At 70.7% G+C, this 23,269-nt stretch carries 16 protein-coding genes; 3 read left to right on the top strand and 13 right to left on the bottom strand.

Annotated elements, in window-relative coordinates:
- Positions 1–66 precede the first annotated feature (66 nt).
- Positions 67–2,262: a cation:proton antiporter domain-containing protein gene (locus tag WME82_RS14085; RefSeq protein ID WP_437745956.1), complete on the top strand. Its 2,196-nt coding sequence runs from the start codon at positions 67–69 to the stop codon at positions 2,260–2,262.
- 6 nt (positions 2,263–2,268) lie between these two features.
- The gene (locus WME82_RS14090) at positions 2,269–3,138 is read left to right on the top strand and encodes a PTS sugar transporter subunit IIA (protein ID WP_437745957.1); all 870 of its coding nucleotides are present in this window, start codon (positions 2,269–2,271) and stop codon (positions 3,136–3,138) included.
- A gap of 27 nt (positions 3,139–3,165) precedes the next feature.
- Here the strand turns inward: WME82_RS14090 and WME82_RS14095 are convergent, their stop codons facing one another.
- The 13 genes from WME82_RS14095 to rpmH all read right to left on the bottom strand — a co-directional run bounded on the left by WME82_RS14095 (position 3,166) and on the right by rpmH (position 21,145).
- A complete protein-coding gene (locus WME82_RS14095) occupies positions 3,166–4,299 on the bottom strand; it encodes a hypothetical protein (RefSeq protein WP_438043259.1) in 1,134 nt (377 codons plus the stop codon).
- Between the two features lies 1 nt (position 4,300).
- Positions 4,301–7,117: a TonB-dependent receptor domain-containing protein gene (locus tag WME82_RS14100; RefSeq protein WP_438043260.1), complete on the bottom strand. Its 2,817-nt coding sequence runs from the start codon at positions 7,115–7,117 to the stop codon at positions 4,301–4,303.
- 4 nt (positions 7,118–7,121) lie between these two features.
- Positions 7,122–10,193, bottom strand: a complete 3,072-nt coding sequence (locus tag WME82_RS14105) for an FHA domain-containing protein (protein WP_437871373.1) — start codon at positions 10,191–10,193, stop codon at positions 7,122–7,124.
- A gap of 220 nt (positions 10,194–10,413) precedes the next feature.
- Positions 10,414–10,551 (bottom strand): hypothetical protein, encoded by a 138-nt coding sequence (locus tag WME82_RS14110; RefSeq protein WP_437745961.1) that lies wholly within the window; start codon positions 10,549–10,551, stop codon positions 10,414–10,416.
- Positions 10,552–10,771: 220 nt separating this feature from the next.
- The gene (locus tag WME82_RS14115; RefSeq protein ID WP_438043261.1) at positions 10,772–12,931 is read right to left on the bottom strand and encodes a protein phosphatase 2C domain-containing protein; all 2,160 of its coding nucleotides are present in this window, start codon (positions 12,929–12,931) and stop codon (positions 10,772–10,774) included.
- Positions 12,932–12,973: 42 nt separating this feature from the next.
- Positions 12,974–15,115 (bottom strand): FHA domain-containing protein, encoded by a 2,142-nt coding sequence (locus tag WME82_RS14120; RefSeq protein WP_438043262.1) that lies wholly within the window; start codon positions 15,113–15,115, stop codon positions 12,974–12,976.
- Positions 15,116–15,343: 228 nt separating this feature from the next.
- Entirely contained in the window at positions 15,344–16,507 is a 1,164-nt protein-coding gene (locus tag WME82_RS14125; RefSeq protein ID WP_438043263.1) for an FHA domain-containing protein, read from the bottom strand.
- Positions 16,508–16,786: 279 nt separating this feature from the next.
- A complete protein-coding gene (gene rplS / locus WME82_RS14130) occupies positions 16,787–17,140 on the bottom strand; it encodes a 50S ribosomal protein L19 (protein ID WP_012235149.1) in 354 nt (117 codons plus the stop codon).
- Positions 17,141–17,475: 335 nt separating this feature from the next.
- On the bottom strand, positions 17,476–18,033 hold the full coding sequence (locus WME82_RS14135; protein WP_437745965.1) for a protein jag: 558 nt from the start codon (positions 18,031–18,033) through the stop codon (positions 17,476–17,478).
- Complete coding sequence (gene yidC / locus WME82_RS14140; protein ID WP_438043264.1) at positions 18,026–19,810, bottom strand: membrane protein insertase YidC; 1,785 nt, start codon at positions 19,808–19,810, stop codon at positions 18,026–18,028. The genes WME82_RS14135 and yidC overlap by 8 nt, the downstream gene beginning before the upstream one ends.
- A 156-nt stretch (positions 19,811–19,966) precedes the next feature.
- Positions 19,967–20,350 carry a membrane protein insertion efficiency factor YidD gene (gene yidD / locus WME82_RS14145; RefSeq protein WP_276598071.1) on the bottom strand — a complete coding sequence of 128 codons (384 nt, stop codon included), beginning with the start codon at positions 20,348–20,350 and terminating at the stop codon, positions 19,967–19,969.
- Between the two features lie 71 nt (positions 20,351–20,421).
- Entirely contained in the window at positions 20,422–20,985 is a 564-nt protein-coding gene (gene rnpA, locus WME82_RS14150) for a ribonuclease P protein component (protein ID WP_438043265.1), read from the bottom strand.
- A gap of 10 nt (positions 20,986–20,995) precedes the next feature.
- Positions 20,996–21,145, bottom strand: a complete 150-nt coding sequence (gene rpmH, locus WME82_RS14155; RefSeq protein ID WP_012235155.1) for a 50S ribosomal protein L34 — start codon at positions 21,143–21,145, stop codon at positions 20,996–20,998.
- Positions 21,146–21,486: 341 nt separating this feature from the next.
- On the opposite strand from rpmH, the gene WME82_RS14160 reads away from it, so the two are divergent.
- Positions 21,487–23,172, top strand: a complete 1,686-nt coding sequence (locus WME82_RS14160) for an OmpA family protein (protein WP_438043266.1) — start codon at positions 21,487–21,489, stop codon at positions 23,170–23,172.
- The last annotated feature ends 97 nt before the right edge of the window (positions 23,173–23,269 follow it).

The raw sequence follows: 23,269 nt of genomic DNA on the forward strand, positions 1-23,269 counted from the left end.
TGACAGTCGAGACAGCCCGCTGATAAGCGATAACTTAACACTTACCACCAGGAGGGAGCGCTCCGTATGGAGATCCTGATTCACAACCCGCTGACCCGCTTCCTCATCCAGGCGTTCTTGATCATTGCCTGCGCGAGGCTCGTGGGCCTGGTGGCCCGCCGGATGGAGCAGCCGATGGTCATCGCCGAGGTCACGGCGGGCATCCTGCTCGGCCCGTCGCTGTTCGGCTGGCTCTTCCCCGATGCGTCGGCGGTCCTGTTCGCAAACGATTCGCTGCCGCTCCTGAAGCTGGTGAGCGAGGTCGGCCTCATCGTCTTCATGTTCCTCATCGGGCTGGAGCTCGATCCGAAGCTCTTGCGCGGGCGGGGCCACGCCTCGGTCATCATCAGCCACACGAGCATCGTCGTGCCGTTCGCGCTGGGCGGGCTCCTCGCGCTCTACCTGTACCCCCGGCTCTCCGACAGCTCCGTCCCGTTCTCGTCGTTCACGCTGTTCATGGGCGTGGCCATGAGCATCACGGCGTTCCCGGTGCTCGCGCGCATCCTCACCGAGCGGCGCCTGCTGCGCACGAAGGTCGGCGCTCTCACCATCACGTGCGCCGCCGTCGACGACGTGACCGCCTGGTGCATCCTCGCGTTCGTCGTCTCGATCGCGCGCGCCACGGGGCTCGTGGGCGCTGTCTGGACCACCGTCTTCGCCGTCGCCTACATCGCCGGCATGCTGTTCCTTGTCCGCCCCTTCCTCGTCCGGCTCGGCGAGCGCGGCTCCAGCAAGGAAGGGCTCTCGCAGGACCTCGTCGCCGTCACGCTCCTCCTGCTCATCGTGTCGAGCTGGATGACCGAGATGATCGGCATCCACCCGCTGTTCGGGGCCTTCATGCTCGGCGCGATCATGCCGAAGGGCACCGGCTTCGCGCAGAGCCTCGCCGAGAAGCTCGAGGACTTCGCGGTGGTCTTCCTGCTCCCGCTGTTCTTCGCCTACAGCGGCCTGCGCACGCACATCGGGCTGCTCAACTCGGCCGACGGCTGGATGATGTGCGGCCTCATCATCCTGATCGCCTGCGTCGGCAAGTTCGGCGGCAGCGCCGTGGCCGCCCGCTTCACCGGCCAGAGCTGGCGGGAGGCCAGCGCCGTCGGCATCCTCATGAACACCCGCGGCCTGATGGAGCTCATCGTCCTGAACCTCGGCTTCGATCTGGGCATCATCTCGCCCAAGCTGTTCACGATGATGGTGCTCATGGCGCTGGTCACGACCTTCATGACCTCGCCGCTCCTGCGCTGGATCTACCCGCCGGAGGAGCTCGCCAAGGAGCTCGCCGACGTGCCGGAGCGGACGCCTCTGCCCACGGCAGCAGAGGTGTTCACCGTGCTCATGTGCGTCTCCTACGAGCGCTCCGGCCCCGGCATGGTGACGCTCGCGAGCGCCCTCGCCGGCACGGGCCCCGAGGCGAGGCGCCTCTACGCCCTGCGTCTCATCCCGCCGACCGATCGTGGCTCGTTCTACCTCGAGCAAGGGCTCGAGCGGCAGGGGACGGCCGCGCTCGCGCCGCTCCTGTCGCGGGCCAAGGAGCTGGGCGCCGAGGTCCGGCAGCTCTCCTTCGTCTCGCCCAAGCCGAGCCACGACATCTGCAACGTCGCCGACGTGAAGCAGGCCGATCTCGTGCTGGTCGGCTGGCACAAGCCCATCCTCAGCCAGACCGTGCTCGGCGGCACCGTCTACGAGGTCATGCGCGGCGCCCACACCGACGTCGGTGTGCTCATCGATCGCGGGCTCGCCGCGGTCCGCAAGCTGCTCGTGCCGTTCCACGGCACGTTGCACGACAAGGCGGCCCTCTCGCTCGCCCGCCGGCTCGCGCAGCAGGTCGGCGCCGACGTCACCATCCTCCACGTCGTCAAGCCGAAGCGCAGGTCCGACGACACGCTCGGCGCGCAGCAGACGGTCGACGAGGTGTTCGAGGGCGAGGAGGGCGGCGCGCTGCAGAAGTCCAAGGTGCTTCTCAAGGTGGTGGAGCACGACTCCCCCGCGGACGCGGCCCTCGAGGAGGCGAAGCGCGGCTACGATCTCGTCCTCGTCGGCGTCGGTCCCGAGTGGGGCCTCGCGCAGCGCCGGTTCGGGATCCGCGCCGAGCACATCATCCAGGGGTGCCCGACCTCGCTGCTCGTCGTGCGGCACTACGAGCCCGCCGCCGTGTCCGCCCCAGCCGCGGCGCCCGTCCCGAAAGTCCTCCCGACCGCCCTCGCGGTCGAGCCCGATCGCTCCTGAGGCCCCATGCCAGCGATGTCCGACGCTGACGGCGCCGCGCGCGCCCGCGCGGTCGCCGCGTTCGGGGCCGCGCTGCGGCTCCTCCGCGTCGAGGCGGGCCTGAGCCTGCGCGCGCTCGCGCACCGCATCGGCGTCTCCAGCGCCTACCTGAGCCGCGTCGAGCATGGGCACGACGCCATCCCCACGCCCGACCGGCTCACGGCGATCGCCGGCGCGCTCGAGCTCCCGCCGGCGGTGCTCCTCGAGCTAGGCCATCAGGTCGAGCCGCTCGTCTCGCGCTACCTCGAGCGCGTTCCGTCGGCGAAGGCGCTCTGCGCGGAGCTCGCGCGGCGCAACCTCAGCGCCCCCCAGCTCGCGCGCGTCAAGGCGTTCATCGACGCCGAGTTCCCGGCGAACGCGGCCTTCGGGGGGGCGCCCGCGCGGCGGCTCAGCGGCCTGCTCACGCCAGAGCGGGTCGTGCTCCACCTCTCGTGCGCGGACATCGAGGACGTCATCGACGTCGCGGCGTCCCGGCTCGCGCCCCCTGGCGGCCCGATTTCGGCGAGCGCGCTCGCCCAGGAGATCCTGCGGCGCGAGCTCGAGTCGCCCACGGCGCTCGGCAACGGCGTCGCGGTCCCGCACGCGATCGTCCCCGGCGCGTGCCAGGCGGCCGTGCTCGCGACCCTGGCCGAGCCGCTCGCGGTGCCGACGCCGGGCGGCGCCCCGCTCCGGCTGTTCGTCGTCCTCATCTGCGGCGAGGGGGGCCGCGCGCACCTCGAGCTGCTCGCCCAGGCAGCCAGGCTCGCCAGCCTCGGCGCCGCCGACGCGCTGTGCGCAGCCCACGACCCCGCGCAGCTCATCGACCAGCTCTCGCAGATCGAAGCGGGCTGCGGCTGATCGCCGCGGGGGGCCGCGGGGCCCCCGTCACTCGACGCGGACGAGGCGCTGCACCACGGACGAGCCGCCGCGCGCGTCGCGCAGGACCGCGGTGATCGTGGCGACGCCCGGCTCGGCAGGTGGGATCCACGTCACGGCGTGATCGCCGATGTACCCCTCGTTCGCGTCGCTCACGAGCTTGATGCCCCCGTCGAGATCGCCCAGATCGGCGAAGTAATCGACCCAGACGATCTCCTTCAGCGCCTGCTGCTGCGCGCTGGGATCGTCCTCCGCCACCTCGGGATCGACGATCGCCTCGAGCTCGTAGGCCGTGCACTCGACGAACGGATCCTCCGCGCTGCAGCCGGCCTCGCGCCGCGCCTCCGCGCTCACGTGGCAGCGCTGGACGGTGGGGATGTCGGCGAAGTCCTCCGGCAGGGGCTCGCCGTCGAGCGTGAGCCCCTGCATCTCCGGGTTCGCGTTCTCGCGACCCCCCTCGAAGGCGTAGATCTGCGTGTAGCCGGGCACGAAGCTGTCCGGGCCGAGCCGGCGCCCGCCGCTGAAGCAGGCGGCGGGGAACGTCCCGGCGCGGCCGGTGCCCTGGTCCTCCACGAGACCGAGCTCCCCGGTGCAGGCGACGAAGAAGACGAACGCGCTCCCGAAGGCCGGACCCCCGGTGGCGGGCGGCTTGCGGCCGGCGAGGATGTCGTCGCTGATCGTGATCGTGTACGTGTCCCCGAAGCCGGGGCGCACGCCGTTGAGGTCGGGCAGCGGGACCGTCGGGTCGCCTCGCTCCAACCACGCCTCGATCTCGGAGGCGATGCCTTCGAGCTGCGCGTAGCAGCCGTAGTAGTCGTCCCCGACGGGGTTCTCGCACCCGCCGAACCAGTAGACCGAGACAGGGCGCGACCCGTCCTCGGGGCCGCCCAGCCCGTCCTGGTAGTGGATCCGGAAGGTGACCTGGTCGCCGGGGTTGGCGTACGGCTTGTCGGCGACCACCGCGAGGACGCGGAGCCCGCCCACGAGGCTCGGCGGATCGAAGCCCGCGACGCACCCCGAGGCGATCGCCGGCGACGCGATCGCCGCGAGCGCGAGCGTCCCGAGCACCGCGCGCCGCCACCGGCGCCCGCGGCCCGCGCCGTCGCGCTTCGCCGCGCCGTTCATCGCCTGCGCCCCGCGCATCTCAGAACTCTCCTCGCATCCCGAAGCTCGGCAGGATGGGCAGCCCCGTGACGTACTGTCGGGCTGTGTAGTTGTAATTGTACTGAATCGCCTCGCTGTTCGCGTTGTTGTAGACGTTCTGCACGTCGAGGTAGGCCGAGAGCCGCCAGGTCTTGAACTTCCACGTCTTGTCCAGGCGCAGATCGAGCTGGTGGAACGCCGGGAGCCGCTCGCTGTTCGGGCCGGAGAACGGGATGGGCGTATACGTCCCGGTGGGCGCGTAGAAGAGCGCGTTGGTGCGGTACGGGTCGCAGCTCTGCTCGTTGACGTTGCACACGTTGGGCGTGACCAGGTTGCCGGAGACGAGGCGGAACCGGGCGCCGAACTCCCAGCCGTCGCCCAGGCGGTAGCTGCCGAGCACCGTCAGGATGTGGGTCTGATCGAACGGGACGAGCCGCTCCGGCTCGCCGGGCTCCGGCACCCGCGTGCTGCGGGACAGCGTGTACGCGGCCCAGCCGAAGAAGCGATCGTCGGGCTTGTACTTGAGCAGGAACTCGCCGCCGATGACCCTGCCCGAGCCGACGTTCTGGTAGTCGAGCTGGATCGACCCGGGTCGGTTCACGCCGACGACGAGCTCGTCGAGCTGCTTGTAGAACCCCTCCGCCGACGCCTCGATGTGCCGGGTCAGCTCCTGCTCGACGCCGGCCGCATAGTGCAGCGCGCGGGTCGACTTCAGGCCGGGGTTGCCGAGCGGCGGGATCACCTCCTGGAACTGCGGCGGCTGATGGAACACCCCGAGGCCGCCCTTCACCGTGGTCCGAGGGAACCCGGGGACGACGTCGAAGCGCCCGTTCACGCGCGGGCTCACGGTGAGCTGCTGGTTCAGGTCCTGGTAGTCGAGGCGCAGGCCCGGGACGATCTTCGCCCGAGAGGTCGGGGCGAGCTCGAGCTCGGCGTACGCAGCGGGGTAGAAGAACTCGCCGTCGCGCGAGACCTCCTGGAGGGTGCGCGTCGAGAACGGCTGGTTCGGCGGCTCGCCGGGGCGGTTCGGTCCGGGGGCGCGGAGGTTCACGGCGTAGAGGCCGGCGAAGACGTCGAGCCCCGCGTTGAACACCGTGCCCTTCGAGATGCGCCGCGCGTACTCGAGGCGGCCGGAGATCGTCTTGAGATCGAGCTGAAAGTAGATCGGCCCGATCCCGAAATCGGCGTCGTCGCGCGCGATGGCGAGCACGCCGTCGAGCCGGTCCTTGTCGGTGAGCTCGTGATCGTAGCGGAGCTGCAGCCGCTGAAACGCCGTGTGCAGCCCGACGTTGCCGGAGAGGGCCGGCTCGTTGGGCGCCGGGTCGCTGAGCAGCAGCTCGAGGGCGTCGTCGGAGCCGAAGAACGTGAGGCGGACCCGCGCGGAGGGCGTGGGCTCGGTCTCGAGGAGGACCTGGTAGTCGTAATAGACCGGCGCCTGCGTTACGCCTGCGCCCGCGGCCTCGAGCACCGGGCCGAACGACTCGCCGATGTAGCTCCGCCGTCCCGCCACCATGAAGCGGGTGTTGTCGAGGAACGGCACGGGGCCCTCGAGCAGGACGCGCGCGTCGATGAGGTCCATCTGCGCCAGGCCGTGGAGCCTGCCGTCCTCCTTGGGGGAGCGGAGGGCGACGTCGACGATGCCGCCCTGCACCCGGCCGTACTTGGCGCTGAAGTTGCCGGGGTAGAAGTCGATCCGATCCAGCATCTCGGTCGGCACGACCGAGGAGAGGCCGCCGAAGTGGTAGATGAGCGGCACCTGCGTGCCGTCGACGAAGGTCTGCGTGTCCTGCGGGCCGGAGCCGCGGACGATGAGCAGCCCCGCGATGCTGGGCGGGCGTGCGACGCCCGGCAGGTTCTGCAGCGAGCGCAGGGCGTCGCCGTTCGTGCCGGGGATCCGGTTGATCTCGCGCTGCTCGATCGTGCGCTTCGTGACCTCGCGCGGCGGCCGCTTGCCGCGGACCGTGACCTCGAGGCCGTCGCCTTGCGGCAGGAGCCGGTACTTCACCTCGAGCTGCTCCCCGGGGGCGAGCGCCTCCTCGACGGAGAGCGGCTCGAAGCCGGGCGCCGCGATGGTGACCTGGTAGCGCCCCGGCGGCAGCGCGGCGAAGGCGAAGGCGCCGCCCTCGTCGGTCGTGAGCCCCGGCGGCGCGGCGATCGTCGCTGCGCCCGCGCCCGCGCCGGCGATGCGCGCGACCGAGACGGCGGCGCCGGCGAGCGGGACGTCGCCCCCGCTGGCGAGCACGGTGCCGCGGAGGCTCTCGGCGGGCCTCGCGGGCCTCGCGGGCTCGCCGGCGGCCGGCGGCGGCGAGGCCGTCTTCAGGGTGAACGAGTAGCGGTACAGGATGCGGGCCGGGGCGGGGGTCCCGTCCGCGCGGCGGGCGGGCTCGAACTCGAGCTTCTGGGCCGCGGCCAGCGCCGACTCATCGAATCCGTGCCCCGCGCTCTCGACGACGACGGCGTGCTTCACGCGCCCGTCGCGGTCGATGTCGAGCTGCAGGGTCACCGACGCTTCGCGCCCCTGTTTCTCGGCCTCCGGCGGGTACTCCGGGGGCGTGTAGTTGAGCGCCCGCGGCGGCGTCGCCTTCCCCGCCGGCGCGGCCGTGGAGGCAGGAGGCGTGACGATCGCGCCGCCCGGGCCTCGGGGCACGGCCGCCCCGCCCTCGGGCGCCTGCCCCTCCTGGCCTTGCTGTTGCGCCTGCGCCAGGCAGGGGGAGAGGGCGGCGAGCAGCGAGAGGAGCGCCGCGGCGGCCGGCCTGCGATCGCCGCGCGCGCGCCGGTCATCGATGCGGATGGAAGCGGCGGGCTCCTGCGTGGTCACGACGTCACACCGGGTCGCGCCGCTTCAGCACCGCGCAGAGCGTGACGAGGATGAGGAACGTCATGCCTGCGAGCACCGCATAGGGCATCCAGGTCTGATCGTACGTGGTGAAGCCCCACGCGCCCGCGTAGTTGTCGGCCGCCATCTGCGCGATGGCGCACTTGAACTTGCCGCCCTCGATGAAGTCCGCTGCGCTCGTGTCGGTGCGGTGCAGATCGATGACCCACGCTGGATCCTCCGCGGTCGCGAGCCGCTCCGGCGCGATCGCGCCCTCGAAGCCCCAGCGCGCCGGGATGATGTACATGAGCGGCCGGAGGTGCGGCACGGTCGTCATCGGCACCATGAGCCCCCCGAGGACGACCTGGGGGATGAGCGCGATCGGCGTGAGCGCCATCGCCGCCTCGGACGACGCGACCACCGTGGAGAGGAGGAGCCCCATCGCGACGGCGCTGAGCGAGGTGGCGGTCAGCGCGGCGAGCTGCATGCCGAACGCCTGCATGCCGCCGTGGAAGCCGAGGGCGAAGAACACGATCGCGAGCAGGACGGTGCACTGGACGAGGCAGAAGCCGGCGAGCAGCAGGTACTTGGAGAGCACGTAGTTGACGAGCCCCAGGTTGACCATGCGCTCGCGGAGGTAGATGGCCCGCTCGCTGACGATCTCGCGCGCCGCGTTCGAGGTCCCGAACCAGACCGCGGCGACGACGAGGAAGAAGATCGCCGCGGTGTGGTCGGTGGTGACCTCCATGCCCTTGATGACGTCGGTGCTCTTGTCCGCGCCGCCGGCGCGGCGGCCGAGCTCCTGGAGCGCGCCGAGGCACCACGCCGGGATCGCCTTCTCCTGCCCGCCGAAGACGATCGCGAGCAGGATGCCGATGATCGGGGCCTGGAGGAGCATGATCAGGGTGCCGCCGATGTCGCGCTTCTTCACCTTGAAGTAGCGCGACAGGAGCAGGCCGAGCTGCCCCTTGGTCGTGGCGCGCCCGGCCGGGATGCCGCGCTGCCCCTGGCCGGTGCCGATCTCGCGCCGGCCGGAGTACATCCGGCGGTACGTCGGGTTGCCGTCGCTGAAGAACTCCTTGCGCCACTCGATGGCGGCGAGCTTCCTGGCGTCGCCGCGCGACGCGTTCGGGTTCCGCGCGCGGAGCTGATCGAAGATGGGCCGCTCCCGGAGCGCGAGCATCTCGAACATGTCGCGCGGGTTGTCCACGTCGTTCTGCTGGCCGTGCCGCTCCTTCCAGCTACCGAAGAAGCGGTACGCGTCGGGCCGGGTCGGCCCGAAGAACATCGGGATGCCGCCGTAGCCCAGGATGAGCGCGTGGCTGAACTTCTCGAACTCGTCCTTCGCCGGCTGGTGGATCGTCATGATGATCGTCTTGCCGGTGGCCTTCGTGAGGTCATGCAGCAGGCTGATCAGCGCGGTCGTGTCGTCGGCGGCGAGGCCCGAGGTCGGCTCGTCGAGGAAGAGGATGACCGGATCGGTGACGAGCTCGAGCGCGATGTTGACGCGCTTGCGCTGCCCGCCCGAGAGGATCTTGTTCTCGGGCTTGCCGATCTGGAGGTTCTTGACGCCCTCGAGGCCGAGATCCTTGATCGTCTGCTCGACGCGGGCGTCGATCTCGGCCTCGGTGTAGTCGGGCGGGAGGCGGAACTTCGCGCTGTAGCGGACGGCCTCGAAGACGGTGAGCTCCGGGTGGACGAGATCGTCCTGCGGCACGTAGCCGATGGATCCGCGGAGCGTGTCGTAGATGTTGTAGAGGTCCTCGCCGTTGATGCGGACGACGCCGCTCGTCGGCGGCAGGTAGCCGTTCAGCGTGAGCAGGAGCGTCGTCTTGCCGGCGCCCGACGGCCCCATGAGCGCGATCATGTCGCCCGGCAGCGCCTTGAACGACACGTTGTCGAGCAGGGTCTTCTGCTCGTTCGGGTTGTCCCGGTCGGGGACCTGGAGGGCGAGGCTCCACGCCTCGATCTCGTAGAGCGGGCGCCCTGCCCACCGATCGGCGGAGTACTCCTCCTGGACGACCTCGACGGCGCCCGCGCCCCCCATCTCGATCTGGAGGGGCATGGGCCCGATGTAGATCTTCTCGCCGCTCTGCACGGCGATCTTCTGGCCGGGCGCGATGCGGTTGCCGCGGACGTAGGTCCCGTTGGCGCTGCCGCTATCCTCGACGTAGAGCTGCCCGTTGATCGAGTGCAGGAGCGCGTGGTGGCTCGACACCTGGGGGTGGGCGAGCACGATGTCGTTGTCGGGCGTGCGGCCGATCTTCTTGACGTTCGAGCCGCCGCCGGAAAAGTCGAGCTGCCCGAGGACCGTCTTGTTCTTCCTCCCGGGCGCGCCGGCGGCGGGCACCGAGGACGCCGGTTGCGCGGGCTGCTGCGGCGGCGCGTAACCGCCGGCGACGCCTGGCGGCGCGTAACCCCCGGCGCCGGGCTGCTGCGGCGGCGCGTAGCCGGAAGCGGCAGGCTGCGGCGGCAGGACGCTCACCGCGGGCGGGGCGCCGGAGGCGGCCGGCAGCGCGGATTGCCGGGCGGCCTGCGCGAGCTGGACGAGCAGGCTGATCTGGACCGGGACGGGCCCGAAGGCGATGGCGCCTTGCGGATCGATGGGCGTCGGCGAGCCAGCGGCGATGCGCTGCGCGCCCACGTACGTGCCGCTCGTCGAGTTGTGGTCGATGACCATCATGCGATCGAGCGTGACGGTCGCGTGCTGGCTCGAGACGCTCGGGTGCTGGAGCACCAAGGAGGCGCGCCCGGGGTCTCGTCCGATCACGACCTGGCCGGGCGCGGGCGCGAGGCTCCCGGGCGACGCCAGCATCAGCGTGATGGCCGGATGGTTCAGCGGGACCGGCGTCTGCGCGACCACGAACTGGGTGCGGAAGTCGAACGGGACCTGCTCTCCCGGCGAGAGGGGCCGCCCGTTCGCCGACGCCGGCCCTTGCCCGCAGGAGAAGAGCAGCTTGCCACCCCCCTGGTTGACGATGCGCGCGTGCTCGGGCAGGACGCCGGGAGCGACGAGCACCACATCGCAGGTGGGGGCGCTGCCGATCGTGATGCTTGTTTTGCCTAGCCCCGGGATCATGCGGGCCGCGTTTCACCACAGGCCGTCGGGGAGGGCAAGGGAAGAGGCGCGTCCCGTGCGCCGCATCTCGCCACGCTGGCGCGGTGCCGCTCGCGGGAGAGGAGCGCGCTTCTGCACGCGCGCGGCGATGGGCGCCGTTCGGCGAGAGGCTCTCGCCCGCTGGACGAACGGAGTGTCGGCGCGGAGCGTCGTGACTTCCGGGAACAGGTGGTTCAGCGGGTCACAGATCGAGCAGCATGAAGCCGGCGCGGGCCTCCTCGAGAGAGGGTGTACGGGTCGACTCCGGCACCTCTTCTTCCAGATCCTCAGGCGCGCCATCCATGTCGTCGCCGTGCTCGAGCTCTTGGTCGCCAAGCATGGAAGGACCTCCGGAAAGTTAGGCTAATCCGGAATCCGATCTTTCTTCAATCGCATTCCGCGAGCGGGGCCGTTGCGCGGTGGTCGTCTGAGTTGAGCGAGCCGAGCTCGGTCCTCGTTCTCGTTTCCGTCGCGATTTCCGCTCATCCGTGCGGGGCGGTGGGTGGGGGGGCGGCTTTTCCGCGTCTTTCCGCGTCTTTCCGCGTCTTTCCGCGCCGCGCTCAGCTGCCGAGGAGCTTCCAGAGCAGGAAGACGAACAGCGCGAGGATCACGGCCGCGGCCGAGGCGATGAGGGCGATGTAGACGCCGCGCGTGGCGCGCACGGTGCTCGGCACGCTCGATGCCCCGGAGGACGAGACGGGTCCTGAGAAGCTCGGTGCTGGCGCGGGGCGCGGGCCGGTCGCGGCGTGCGCGTGAGCATGCAGCGGCGCGGGCGCGAGGTGAGGGGGTGGGGCGGCGGCGACCGGAGGACCACCGGGCGCTGCTGGGTTGTGCCCCGGGAAGGCCACCGAAGGCGGCGGAACATCCTGCTCGGTCGCGTGGAGAGGCGAACCATAGGCGGCGCCGACGTGAGGCGGCGCGCCGTACGCGGCGCCAGGATGGTGCGGCGTACCGTAGGGGACGCCAGGAGGGGGCGGCGCGCCGTAGGCGGCGCCAGGAGGGGGCGGCGCGCCGTAGGGGACGGCGGGGTGGGGCGGAACGCCGTAAGCGGCGCCTGGGTGAAGCGGCGCTCCGAACGAACCAGGCTGATGGGGCGCGGCGCGGCCCATCGGAGACGGCGCAGGAGCGCTCAGGGGAAGGGGAGACAGCACGGCGGGCGCGTCGGGCGCGTTCGGGTAAGCCACCGGGGGATGGGCGCCTGGCACGGTTGGAGGCAGCGCCAGCGCGGAGTCCATCGGCGTGGGCGTCATGGCCGACCCGCCATCGGCCGCCGTGGGGCTCACGGCCTTCGCGCTGGGGGCAGCGGCAAGAGCCACGGGAGGCAGCTCGTCGGTGGCCGTGGGGCTCACGGCCGGCGCGCTGTCGACGGTGGTGGGGCGAAGCGCCGGCGCGCCAAGGGCAGCGCCCGGCGCGACGGCCGGCACGTTGTCGGTGGCTGTCGGCGCGACGGCCGGCACGTCGTCGGTGGCTGTCGGCGCGACGGCCGGCACGTTGTCGGTGGCCGTCGGCGCGACGGCTGGCACGTTGTCGGAGCCCGTCGAGGCCGCGGTCGCCGCGGAGCGGGGGGACGCTGGACGCAGCACCGGCGCGCCGGTGGAGCCCGCCGGGACCACGGTGACCGCGTCGCTGGTGGGCGCAGGGCGCGGCGTGTCGGGGGAGCCCGTCGGGACCACGGTGATCGCGTTGTTGATGGACGCCGGGTACGGCGCCGGCGCGTTTCCTGCGGCCGCCATGCCCGCCGCCGCGCCGCTCGCGGCCGCAGGAGCGCCATGGCCGCGGGGGAGCGGCGTGCTCGTGGCGTGCTGCTGGCCGATCGCCGCCGCCTCGGACCGGGTCATCGCGACGGTCTCCTGAGGGCGTGAAGCGCGCGCAGGATTGACGCCGTCGCCCGGGCCAGCCGTCCCTGGTGGCCCGTGCGCGATGGTCAGCGAGCGGCCGCCCGTCTCGAGCACCCGGACCATCTGGACGGTGATGTTGTCGTGACCGCCGCGGTGGTTCGCGAGCTGCACGAGCATCCGGCACGCGTGATCGACCGAGCCCGATGCGAGCGCTTGCCGCGTACACCCGAGGATGTCGCCGGGGAGCACGAGGTCGGTGAGCCCGTCGCTCGACTGGATCAGCACGTCTCCCGGGTAGAGCTCCATCGGCTCGGGTCGAACCTCGACCTCCACCTCCGGCCTCATCCCGAGCGCGCGCGTGATCTTGTTCGCGTCGGGGTGGCCGATCGCCTGCGCCTCCGTGAGCATGCCCGCGTCGATCATCCCCTGCACCATCGAGTGGTCGCGCGTGAGGGGATAGATCTGGTGGCTCCGGATCACGTACGCGCGGCTGTCGCCGACGTGCGCGACATCGACGCCGCGCTCGTGGAGGACCATCGCTACGACGGTCGAGCCGGGCCGGACGCGGTTCTCCGGCGGCCCGCCCAGCTGGTAGACGCGGCGCCCCGCTTCCTCGATCGCGGCCTTGAGCGCCCCGCTCGGATCCACGGTGGCGGGCGTGCGCTCGATCATCTCGAAGATGGTCTGGATGGCGGTGCGGCTCGCCTCGCTGCCGCCATAGTGTCCGCCCATGCCGTCGCACAGGACGCACAGGTAACCGAACTTGGTCTCGGCGTAGCCGCAGGCATCCTCGTTGACCTGCTTGTTCGGGTCCCTACCAGCATCGCTGGCCTGGGCGAACTCGATCTTGAGGTGCGGGGAGGACTCGGTCGGGGGCATCATGGGGGGGCGTCGCTCGGGGCGCGAGAACGGGCCCCGGACACGCTACTCCAAACGGACGCTGAACTCGACGGGGCCGAACCGCAACGACGCGCCGGGTGGCACGAGCGTCCACACGGACGCGGCGATGCGCTGGCCGTTCACGTAGGTCCCGTTGTTGGAGTTCTCGTCCCGCACGAACAGCTGGCCGGCCTCGAGCTTCACGCTCGCATGGGTGCCGGAAACGCGCGGCTCCGACAGCGCGATCAGGCACGAGGCGCCGTCGCGCCCGGCGCGCACCTCGGCGCCGGGGTGCACGGTGAAGATGCCCGCCGGGCCCGAGAGCGTCGCCCGGCTGGCCCCGCCCATGGGAGGGCCCATCATCGGCCCGCCGCCATAGCCGAAGTCGCCCGGAGGCGGCGGCGCGGGCGCGTAGGGCGGAGGCGGCCCGCTCCCCGCCACGATGGGCCTCGGGGGCGCGGCCGCCACCGTGCCGCCGCGTCGCTTCCCGCCGCCGCGGAAGATGGAGACGAGGAGCAGCACGATGACGACCCCCCCGAAGGTCACGCCGCCGATGAGCAGGTACGGCAGCGGCGCCTCCTTCGCCTTCAGCGTGAGGATCTTGTCGGCCGTGACCGCGCTCGTCCGCCGCGCCTGGTTGTCGTAGACGATGAGGCGCGCCGTCATCTGGTCGCCCTTGCCGACGAGGAACTTGTCGGTGTCCGGGAGCTCGAACTCGACGACGCTGTCGCCGGCCGAGATCGCCTTGCCGCGCATCCCGCCCTCGATCAGCGTCCGCTGGGCCTTCTTCGCGTCCTCGAGGTTCCCGCCCTGCAGCGACTGCGGCGCGGCCTGGTTCTTCGGGACCATGTAGATCTCGGCCCGCTGCGCGTTGCCACCCCAGCAAAAGTTGCCGAAGATCTTGATCGTGCCGCCGGGATAGAGCGGCGTCTTCTTCGCCGCGCGGTCGGTCGCGTCGCGGTCGATGTCGATCGGCCACGCGGTCGGATCGATGCCGACGGGGACGTTCTGGAAGGTGGCGTCGCCGGCGATCGGCGGATCCGTGTTGATGAAGGCGAGCTTGAACGTCTGCGTGATGCTCGGCGCGACGCACGAGACCCGCCACTTCACGATGTGCATCTTGTTGAAGCGGGTGCGGATCGCGTTGACGATGTTGGCCGCTCGCCGCTGCTGGCCGTCGCGCACCACGCTGAAGAAGCCGCCGATCTCGGTGTTCGCCATCCCTTCCATGAACTCGCGAGCGTTCGCCGTGAACTCCTCGACGAGCTGGCTCGGGAACCAGATCGAGATGACGGGCACCGGCGTCTTCGGCAGGACGTCGTTGTTCTCGGGGAACCGCCCCTTCGTCAGGTACTCGCGGAGGAGGTTCGACGCGGCGGCCGTCGAGCTGGGATCCGCGCCGGCGGAGCCGTTCGAGAGGACCACCATCGCTTGGTGCATCGGCACCTGGACGCCCTGACCTGCGTTGCCGAGCTCCTTGAACGCGTCGGTCGCGGCGTTCTTGATGATCGTGAAGAGCGGGCGCGTGCGGCCCTGCGTCGGGTAGGTGCGCGCGACGCCGGCGATCGCCTGCGCCGCCGCCTGCTTGTTGCTCACCCACTTCGAGTCCTCGACGATGCCGCGATCGTTGAAGAACATCACGTCGACGATGTCGTTCGGCTGCATCGCGTTGACGAACGCGCTCGCGACCGCCTTCGCCTCGTCGAAGCGGTTGCCCATGCTCGACGCGGCGTCGATCAGGATGAGCCACGCCGTCCCGACGCCCGGCTGACCGGCGCTGTCGCCCCACCGCGCCTTCGACTCGAACTTCGCCGGCAGATCCGTGCCGTCGACCGTGACGGAGAGGATCGCGTTCTTGTCCGGGAAGTCGAACGAGGAGTAGAGCGCCGACGGCTGCTCGATCGCATCGGCGACGCAATCGAGGTTCGCGTTGCCCGTGAGCGCGGCGCAGTTGCGGGTGAGGTCGCTGAGGCGCTTGTTCTGCACGACCTCGAGCACGGTCGTGAGCACGGGCGAGCCGTCCACGGTGCTCGCGCGCGGGTCGATGCGGAGCACGTGCGCCTCGGGCGCGGCCTCGGCGCGGCGCTGTCCGGCGAGGAGTGCGAGGACAGCGGCCGCGAGCGCGAGGAGCCTCGCGCAGCGCAGGGTCTTGCCCTCGCGCCTGCCGCGACGGGCGGAGGCGCTCATGGAGTGGATCGGGCGAGTCGCGTCATGAGAGGGAGTCATGCGTGGGGATCTCCAGCGGGCGCGAGGGAGCAGAGGAGCGCTCTCTGCGCGAGCGGGGCGGCCGCCGCGCGCTGGCGACGGCTATCCGGTTGGTTTTCACGCAGCCTGGCCGGGGCGCCAGGTGCCGGTCGAACGTCGCGGGGGAAGGGGGCCAGGCTCGGCAACGCCTCTCCTCGTGCGATGGGCCCGTCAGGCCCGCGCCGACACGCTGAGCAGGATGACGCTGAACCCGCCGAAGCGGATCTTGTCGCCATCGCGCAGCTCGCGTCGGCCCTGGAAGCCGATCGCCTCCTCGTTGTGGAACGTCCCGTTGGTGGAGCCGAGGTCGGCGAGGACGAGCCGACCGCCGTCGATCTCGACCGTCGCGTGATGCGTCGACGTCGTCCCGTGCGCTATCTCGATGTCGACCTTCTGCCCTGTCTCGGCGCGGCCGACGATGTTCTTGCCTTGCCAGAGCGGCCAGAACCTGCCGAGCGCGTCGTCCTGGAAGCTGACGAGGAAGCCGGCGAGGGTGCGGCGGCTCTCCTGCCCCGCGGCCCTCGGCGGCGCCGGCGTCGGCGGGCGCACCGCGGGAGGAGGCGGGATGTACGCGGGCGGCGGGCCCGGCGGGGCGATGTTCTGCTGTGGCTGCGGCGGCTCGCCGTAGGCTCCGCTGCCGCTCGCCTGCGGCATCGGCGGTGGCGCGGATGCCCCTTGCTGGTTGGGCGCGTAGGCCGTCTGGTTGAAGGGATCGCCGCTCATCTGGATGCCGTCGAGGGCGATCGGGTGGCCTCCCTCCATGCAGAACGAGCCGCCCGCCGGGATCGCGTGCCCCTGCACGCAGCGCGCGCCCTGCGGCTGCGGGGGCGGACCGAACCCGGGCTGCGGGGGCGGGCCGAAGCCGGGCCGCGGGAGCGGAGGGCCGGGGTAGCTGCCCTGCTGCTCCGGAAAGCTCGGGGCCGAGCCATAGCCGCCGCCCGGCGCGCCGTAGATCGGCGGCTCCGGCGGGAACGGCGGAGGTTTCAGCGGTACCGGAGGAGGCGGCTGGGGCGCCCCGTAACCACCAGGCTGCGGCCCGAAGGGCGGAGGCGGACCGAAGCCGGCCGGGCCGCCCTCGGGCGCCGGCGGGAACCCGGGAGGCGAGCCTGGAGGAGCCCCGAAAGGCGCCGGCGGGGGCGGACCAAAACCGCCGCTCGGCGAGCCATAGTTCGGGGGAGGCTCGGGGGGCGCCCCGAAGCCCGGAGCAGGAAACGGCGGAGGAGGCGGCGGAGGAGCCCCGAACGCTCCAGGCCCGGACGGGGTGAGCGGCGAGGCGCACACAGCGCAGAATTTATCGGTGGGGGTCGCGGGCGCACCGCAACGCGGACAGAGCATGGTGATCCTTCTCGGGTTTCGCGGCGCTGGGGCACCGCCGCCGCGAGCATACCGTGGCCGCTCGGCCGAGGATCAAGGAAGAAGTATGCGGGAACCCTTGCTACAGGCTGGCAACGCGGTGCGTGCGCGTGCATGCAGGCGTCATCGCCCAGCGCGCAGCTGCTTCCGCGCTGTGCCATGGATGCCTGCGCGCGCGATCGAACCAGGGAGCCGGCTGTCCCCCTGGCAATCTGCTCTGCGGGAGCGCTCTCCTCGCGGCCGGGGCGCCGGCCGGCGGGATCAATCCTTTGCGTCGCGGACGCGAGCGGCCTTGCCTGCCAGGTTGCGCAGGTAGAAGAGCCGCGAACGGCGGACCACGCCACGCGAGACGATCTCGACCTTGTCGATGCGGGGGCTGTGGAGGAGGAACATGCGCTCGACGCCGACCGTGAAGCTCACCTTGCGCACGGTGAAGGTGCTCCGGACCCCGGCGCGGTGGCGCTTCAGAACGACACCCTGGAACACCTGGATGCGCTCCTTCTCGCCCTCGACGATCCGGTAGTGCACGCGCACCGTATCGCCGACCCGGAAATCCGGGATCCCCTCGCGGAACAGGGGAGCTTCGATCTTCGCGAGGATGTTCGAGGTCTGCATGGTCGGTCAATCCTTCAAAGGGTCGGGGATCCGTCTTCGCGGTCCCGTGCCCGTGCTCAAGGGGGCTGGGCCGCCGCCGTTCGTGGACTGCGTCCGGCGGAGCGGGGGCCGCGCGCGGCCCTCGTGCTTCACGCGATGAACGCAGATGGAACCCGGTTGCGGTTCCGGGAGAACATGGGCGCGAGCGCGTGCCCGCGCACCTCCCCGGGGGGTACCGGAGAGGTGCGGCATTATGCATGCGGGCGATCCGGTGTCAACGCCGGCAGCGGCGCAGTCGCTCTTGATGCGCGCGTCTGGTGCGCGTTTGGTGCGCGCTTCGTGCCGGGCCTTCTGCCTCAGCGGCGGACGGGGATGATCTGCACGCGGCGGGCCTCTCCCTCGCCGTCGCTCTTGGTGACGACGCCCGGGAACTTCGCCAGCGCCAGGTGGACGACGCGGCGGTCCTGCGGGTTCATCGGCTCGAAGGTGATGATCTTGCCCTCCTCGACCGCCTGCTTGCCCAGCCTGCGCGCCATGGAAGAGAGCGTGTCCTCGCGCCGCTGCCGGTAGCCCTCGGCGTCGATGATCACATGACGCCGCTTCTTGCCCGGCCGGTTGATCACGCGGTTGGCGAGGAACTGCAGCGCCGAGAGCGTCTGTCCCTTCTTGCCGATCACGCGGCCCGCGTCCTTCCCCTCGATCTCGAGCCGGATCTCCTCGGGCGGATCCTCCTCCTCGTTCTCGAGGAGGTCGACGGTGCAGTCCATGCCCATCGCCGCGAGCACATCGATGACGAAGTCGAGCGCGACGTCGGCGCGCCCGTCCTCCTCGAACTCGGCCGCGTCGTCAGCGCCCTGCGCCTCGGCATCGACATCCGCTGCGTCGATTCCCCTTTCGGCAACTTCACTATCCACGGACACGTGCTTTTCCCTTTCCGAGAGCAGGGGCCGACTTGTCGTCGTCGCCCGGAGTCTTCTTCATCGCGGATTGGGGCTCCGCGCTCGCGATCTCTCGCACCTGGATGCCGCCGGCCCGTTCGTTCTTCGCCTTCAGGTAGCGCTCGACGAGCAACTGCTGCCCGATGCCGAGCCAGGTGTTCGTCAACATGTAAACGCCGAGGCCGGCCGGGAGGAAGAGCATCATCGCGGTGAAGATGCCGGGCATCAGGTACATCATCATCTTCTGCTGCGCCGGGTCGCCCTGCGGAGGCATGAGCTTCTGCTGGATGAAGCTCGAGCCGCCGAGGACGATGGGAATGATGTAGTACTTTCCCGGGGCCGACAGGTCCGGAATCACGGGGCCGAACGGGGTGTGGTAGAGCTCCACCGCGGTCTGGAGCGCGGTGTAGAGGGCGAACCATACCGGCATCTGGAGCAGCATCGGGAAGCAGCCGACGACCGGGTTCGCGACCTTGTTCTTGCGCCAGAGCTCCTGCATCGCGAGGCCGCGCTGGGCGGCGTCATCCTTGTACCTCGCGTTGATCTCATCCATCTCCGGCTTGAGCTTGCGCATCGCCGCGGCGCTCTTGATCTGCTGGATGCTCAGCGGGAAGAGCAGGAGCCGGACCGTGATGGTGAGCAGGACGATCGCCCACCCCCAGCTGCCCACGGCGCCGTGGAGGACGTAGAGGTACGAGACGAGGAGCTTCGCGATCGGCGAGAACCAGCCGAGGTTGATGACCTCGCTCGCCCCGTGGTCCACGGCGGCGAGCAGCTCGCGCTCCTTCGGCCCGGTAAAGGACAGGAGCTTGTAGGTCACCGCGCCGCCGGGCGCGAGCTCGTGCTCCGGATAGGCGAGCCGCGCGCGATAGACGTGCCCGTAGCTCGGGTCCTTGCCTTTGTCCTGGAACTTCGATGTATTCCAGACGTCCTCGATCTGCGTCTCGGCCGTGGGCTGCCCTGGCCCTTCCAGCGGGATCGCGATCTTGCTGAAGTAGCTGCTCGAGACGGCGGCGAACCGCGCGTTGCCCGGGGTGCGCCGCCAGCGCTCGGCGGTGAACTCCGGGTCCTTGAAGTCGCCGGGCTCGAAGGCGTCGGGGAGCTGGCGCTCGGTCTTCTGGTCGGTCGCGGCGACCGTCTCGGTGATCCACTCCGAGATCATGCCGAGATGTCCCTCCGTCTCCTTCTGGGTTCGCCACGATGTCTGCTCGACGGCGAGCCGGTGCTTGCGCGGCTCCTGCGCGAGGTTCTCGACCGTCATCTGCACCGAGAGCTCGAAGGGGCGCCCCGTGGCCGCGACGACCTTGGTGAGCCTCGTCGCGTCGTCGGCGTAGGTGAACGTGCAGCTCTTGCCGTCCTGCGCCGAGAGCTTCCAGTCGAGGTCGTCGAACGGCACCTGCTGCGCGCTGCCGCCGGGCAGGTGCAGGTCCGTCCTGAGAGGCATCCGCGACTCGAGCGAGGTCGTGACCAGGTCCATCGGCCTGCGCTCGCCGTTCCCCGTCGTGTATTTCGGGTCCGTCATCCAGAGGTGCCGGAGCGACCCGCCTCGCGTGGACAGCTCAGCCTTGAAGCGATCTCCGTCGATGGCGCACGTCTCTTCGGGGGCGCGTTCTGCGGGGGCCGTGCTGTCCTTGACGTCGAGCGGCTGGAGCTGCGGCGCGCCCTCACCGAAGAGGAGCGGCTTGCCGAACTGGAAAAACAGGATGATGGCGAGGCCGAGGAACAGCCATTTGGCGATATTGCTGCGTTCCATGAAGTCCTTCGTCGATCCCAGGATCTCGAGCCGCGCCCTTCGCTGCGGGCGTCTCGTGACGCCTCACGAGGCTGCCCAGGGTCGCTTCGCGCGGGCTTCGCTCCGCGGCGTGTCGGGCGCCGTGCCGCAGGGGGCCTTGTCGATGGCCGAGGGGGATTAGTCCATGAGGGTGACCCGGCCGCTGAAGCCCGCTCGACAAGGGGATGAGGCGTGCGAGGCGAGCTCCGCGCCAGTAGACGAACAGCGTGTCGTATCCCGCGGGTCAGCGTCCCGTTGACGCGGCATCCGAGCAGCCGCGGCACGGCGAAGACGAGGTGGTGGCGGAGGGTCGAACCCGCCTGGATGAAACGGGTGACACCTACACAGTCGCTTGAGCGAAAGCAAGCTCCCCCGGAGCGCCCCGTGGTCCACGATGCAGGCGGCGGCGTAGCGCGAGCAGGAGGGCTCGAACCGACAGACCGGGCCCATCAACGCCACGATGAGCCTGGAGAGCGTCATCTGGTAGGCGCGGATCAGCGCGAGGAGGAGCGTCGCCAGCATGCGGTGAGCCGTGAGAGAGCGAGGAGCTTGGGGCCCAGCGCACCACGGCGCAAGGTATGCGGCGCCATCTTCTAGCTGTCGGTTGTGTCGGTTGGGTCGGTCGGGCCAGTCTGGTCTGGCGCGGGCGCTGGTGGATCGCTTGCGCTGCGCTCGGCCATGACCTCCGTTCGCGCGCGTGGCGCGGCGGTGAGCGCCTCCTTCGCTCGGCGGCGGAGCACCGGAACCACGCCACGAAGCTCCGCGAGGACGTCATCGAGGCCGAGCGAGCCGGCGCCAGTGCGGAGGATCACCACGATGTCGACGCGCTCCGGGAAGAGCTCCGGGAATCTCCGGAACGCCTCCCTGAGCAGGCGCTTCGCGCGGTTGCGCGCCACAGCGCCGCCCACCTTGCGCGAGGCGACGAGGCCCAGGCGAGGCGCCCTGGATGGGACAGGCGCGGCAGCGCTCTTCGTGCCGCGGGGGACCCCGCCGTGAGCAGCGCCCTCGGTGGGGGCCGCGACGAGGAACAGCAGGTGGCGGGTGCTGACGCGATGACCACCGTTCTGGATGCGGACGAATTCTGCCCGCCTGCGAATGCGGCGCTCGCGCGGGAACGAGGAGGAGGACGCCGACAAGCGCGGTTGCGCTGGCGCCATCACCGCCGCGTTACTTCTTGTAGATGGTGGGCGCGAGCCGGGCGCGGCCCTTGCGGCGGCGGTTGTTGATGACTTTGCGACCGCCGGCGGTCGCCATACGCGCACGGAAGCCGTGGGTCCGGGCGCGGCGGGTGTTATGGGGCTGGTAGGTGCGCTTCATGGCTGGTGGTCCCTCGGTCTGGACCGCGAACGGCGGCATCCTGGCCGCACGTCAAGCGGGCGCGCAAGAAAGCACGGCATTTGGCCCAGGTCAACAGTAGACGACGTGGTGACGCGCGGTTACGCGCGGTTACGCGCCTTGCCCGGGTTCGCCGTTCTCTCTCACCTTTCTAGAGGCCTGGGTTAGCGTGTAGCCTCCGATCGACCGCAACGGTCGTTCAAGAGCGGGTCACAGGAGGGAATTTGACGCGCACCGGAGGACATGAGGGGGAAAAGCAGCACGCGCCCGCACGGGGCGTCAAGCGACGCGCGCTGGCGGCTGCTGCGGCGGGAGCCTTGTTCTTGAGCGCGCTCCCTGTGAGCGCGCAGACGAGAACGTTCTACCTGGACCGGCTCTACATGGCCGGCGCTCCCGACGACTCGATCGCGCTCTGGCGACCGCAGGTGGCGCCGGAGACGCGCTTCTTCGGGCAGTTCGGGCTCGGCCTCGGCCTCAATCCCTTCCGGGTCGAGAACATGCTGAATGACGACCAGGCCGCGGGGCGGTTCAGCAGGGAACACGGCTCGCCGGTGTCCTCGCAGCTCATCGGCTACTTCAACGGGGGCGTCGAGCTGCTCGACCGCTTCTCGTTCCAGGTGGGGCTGCCGATCATCGCCCTCCAGACGAGCAACCCGACGAACGACCCGAGCGTCGCCGGCGCAGAGGACGCGGCGAGCCCGGCGACCGCCGCGCTCATGGACATCCGGCTCGACGGGCGGGCGATCCTGTACCGCACCGAGGATCGCTTCTTCAAGCTGGGCGCCAACGCGACGGCGTGGGTGCCGACCGGCAGCAAGCTCTCGTTCTCGGGCGACAACGCCGCGAGCGCGATGATCGGGCTCTCGGGTGAGATCGATCTCAAGTCGATGTTCTTCGTCCTGAACACCGGGGTGCACTTCCGTCCGTACTCATCGCTCAACGACTTCGCCGTGACGAACGAGTGGAGGTGGGGGATCGGCGGCTTCCTCCCGCTGCGGAACGGGGCGCTGCGGCTCGGCGCGCAGATCTTTGGATCGACGGGCCTCGGCCGCGGCACGACGTTCAGCGGCGACAACACGCCGCTGGAGTGGATGGCCGAGGGGCGGCTCGCGCTCGATCAGCGGAAGAAGGGGTGGCTCGGGGTCGGCGCCGGAACGCGGCTGTCGGGCGGCTACGCGCCGGATTTCCGGATGGTCGCGGTCGTCGGCTACTCGTTCGGCATCAAGGATGTCGAGCCCGCGTCTCCCGGCAGGCGCTTCCAGGCGGTCCCGCCGCGCGCCGCGGATACGGACAAGGACGGGCTCCCGGACGACATCGATCTCTGCCCGACCGATCCCGAGGACGGCAAGCCGCCGAACGCCGACGACGGCTGCCCGGCGCTGCCCGATCGCGACGGCGACGGCATCCCCGACATCAGCGACAAGTGCCCGGATCAGCCCGAGGATTTCGACAAGATCAACGACGCCGACGGCTGCCCGGAGGACGACGCCGACGAGGACAGCATCGCGGATGCGAAGGACGCCTGCCCCAAGGAGCCGGGGCAGCCGAGCCCCGAGCCGACGAAGAACGGCTGCCCGCAGTTCATCCGTCGCATCACGGGGTCGAGCGAGATCCAGATCCTGAAGCAGGTGCAGTTCGCGACCGGCAGCGCGAGGATCCTGCAGAACAGCTACAGCATCCTGGACGAGGTCGTCCGGCTCTTGAAGGTGAACCCCGAGATCACGCTCGTCGCGATCGAGGGCCACACCGACAACCGGGGCTCGGACCAGCTCAACGAGAAGCTCTCGAACGATCGCGCTCACTCGGTCAGGACGTACCTGATCGAGCGGGGTGGCATCGATCCCGCCCGGCTCACGGCGGCGGGCTTTGGTCCGAAGCGGCCGATCGACGACAACAACACCGAGGCTGGGCGCCAGAAGAACCGGCGCGTCGAGTTCCACATCCGCGAGAGCAACACGGGCGGGAACAAGGCTGGCGGCGACAAGGGTGGCGGTACCGTCACGCCGTAGGTGGCCCATCCGGACGGCGCGCGCGGGAGCCCTGCTGTGCGTGGTGCTCTCGCCGGCGTGCCGCCCTGAGCAGGGCACGCCATACCGCTGCAGCTGC

It is taken from the genome of Sorangium sp. So ce128, from assembly GCF_051525245.1.
GTDB lineage: Bacteria > Myxococcota_A > Polyangia > Polyangiales > Polyangiaceae > Sorangium > Sorangium cellulosum_B.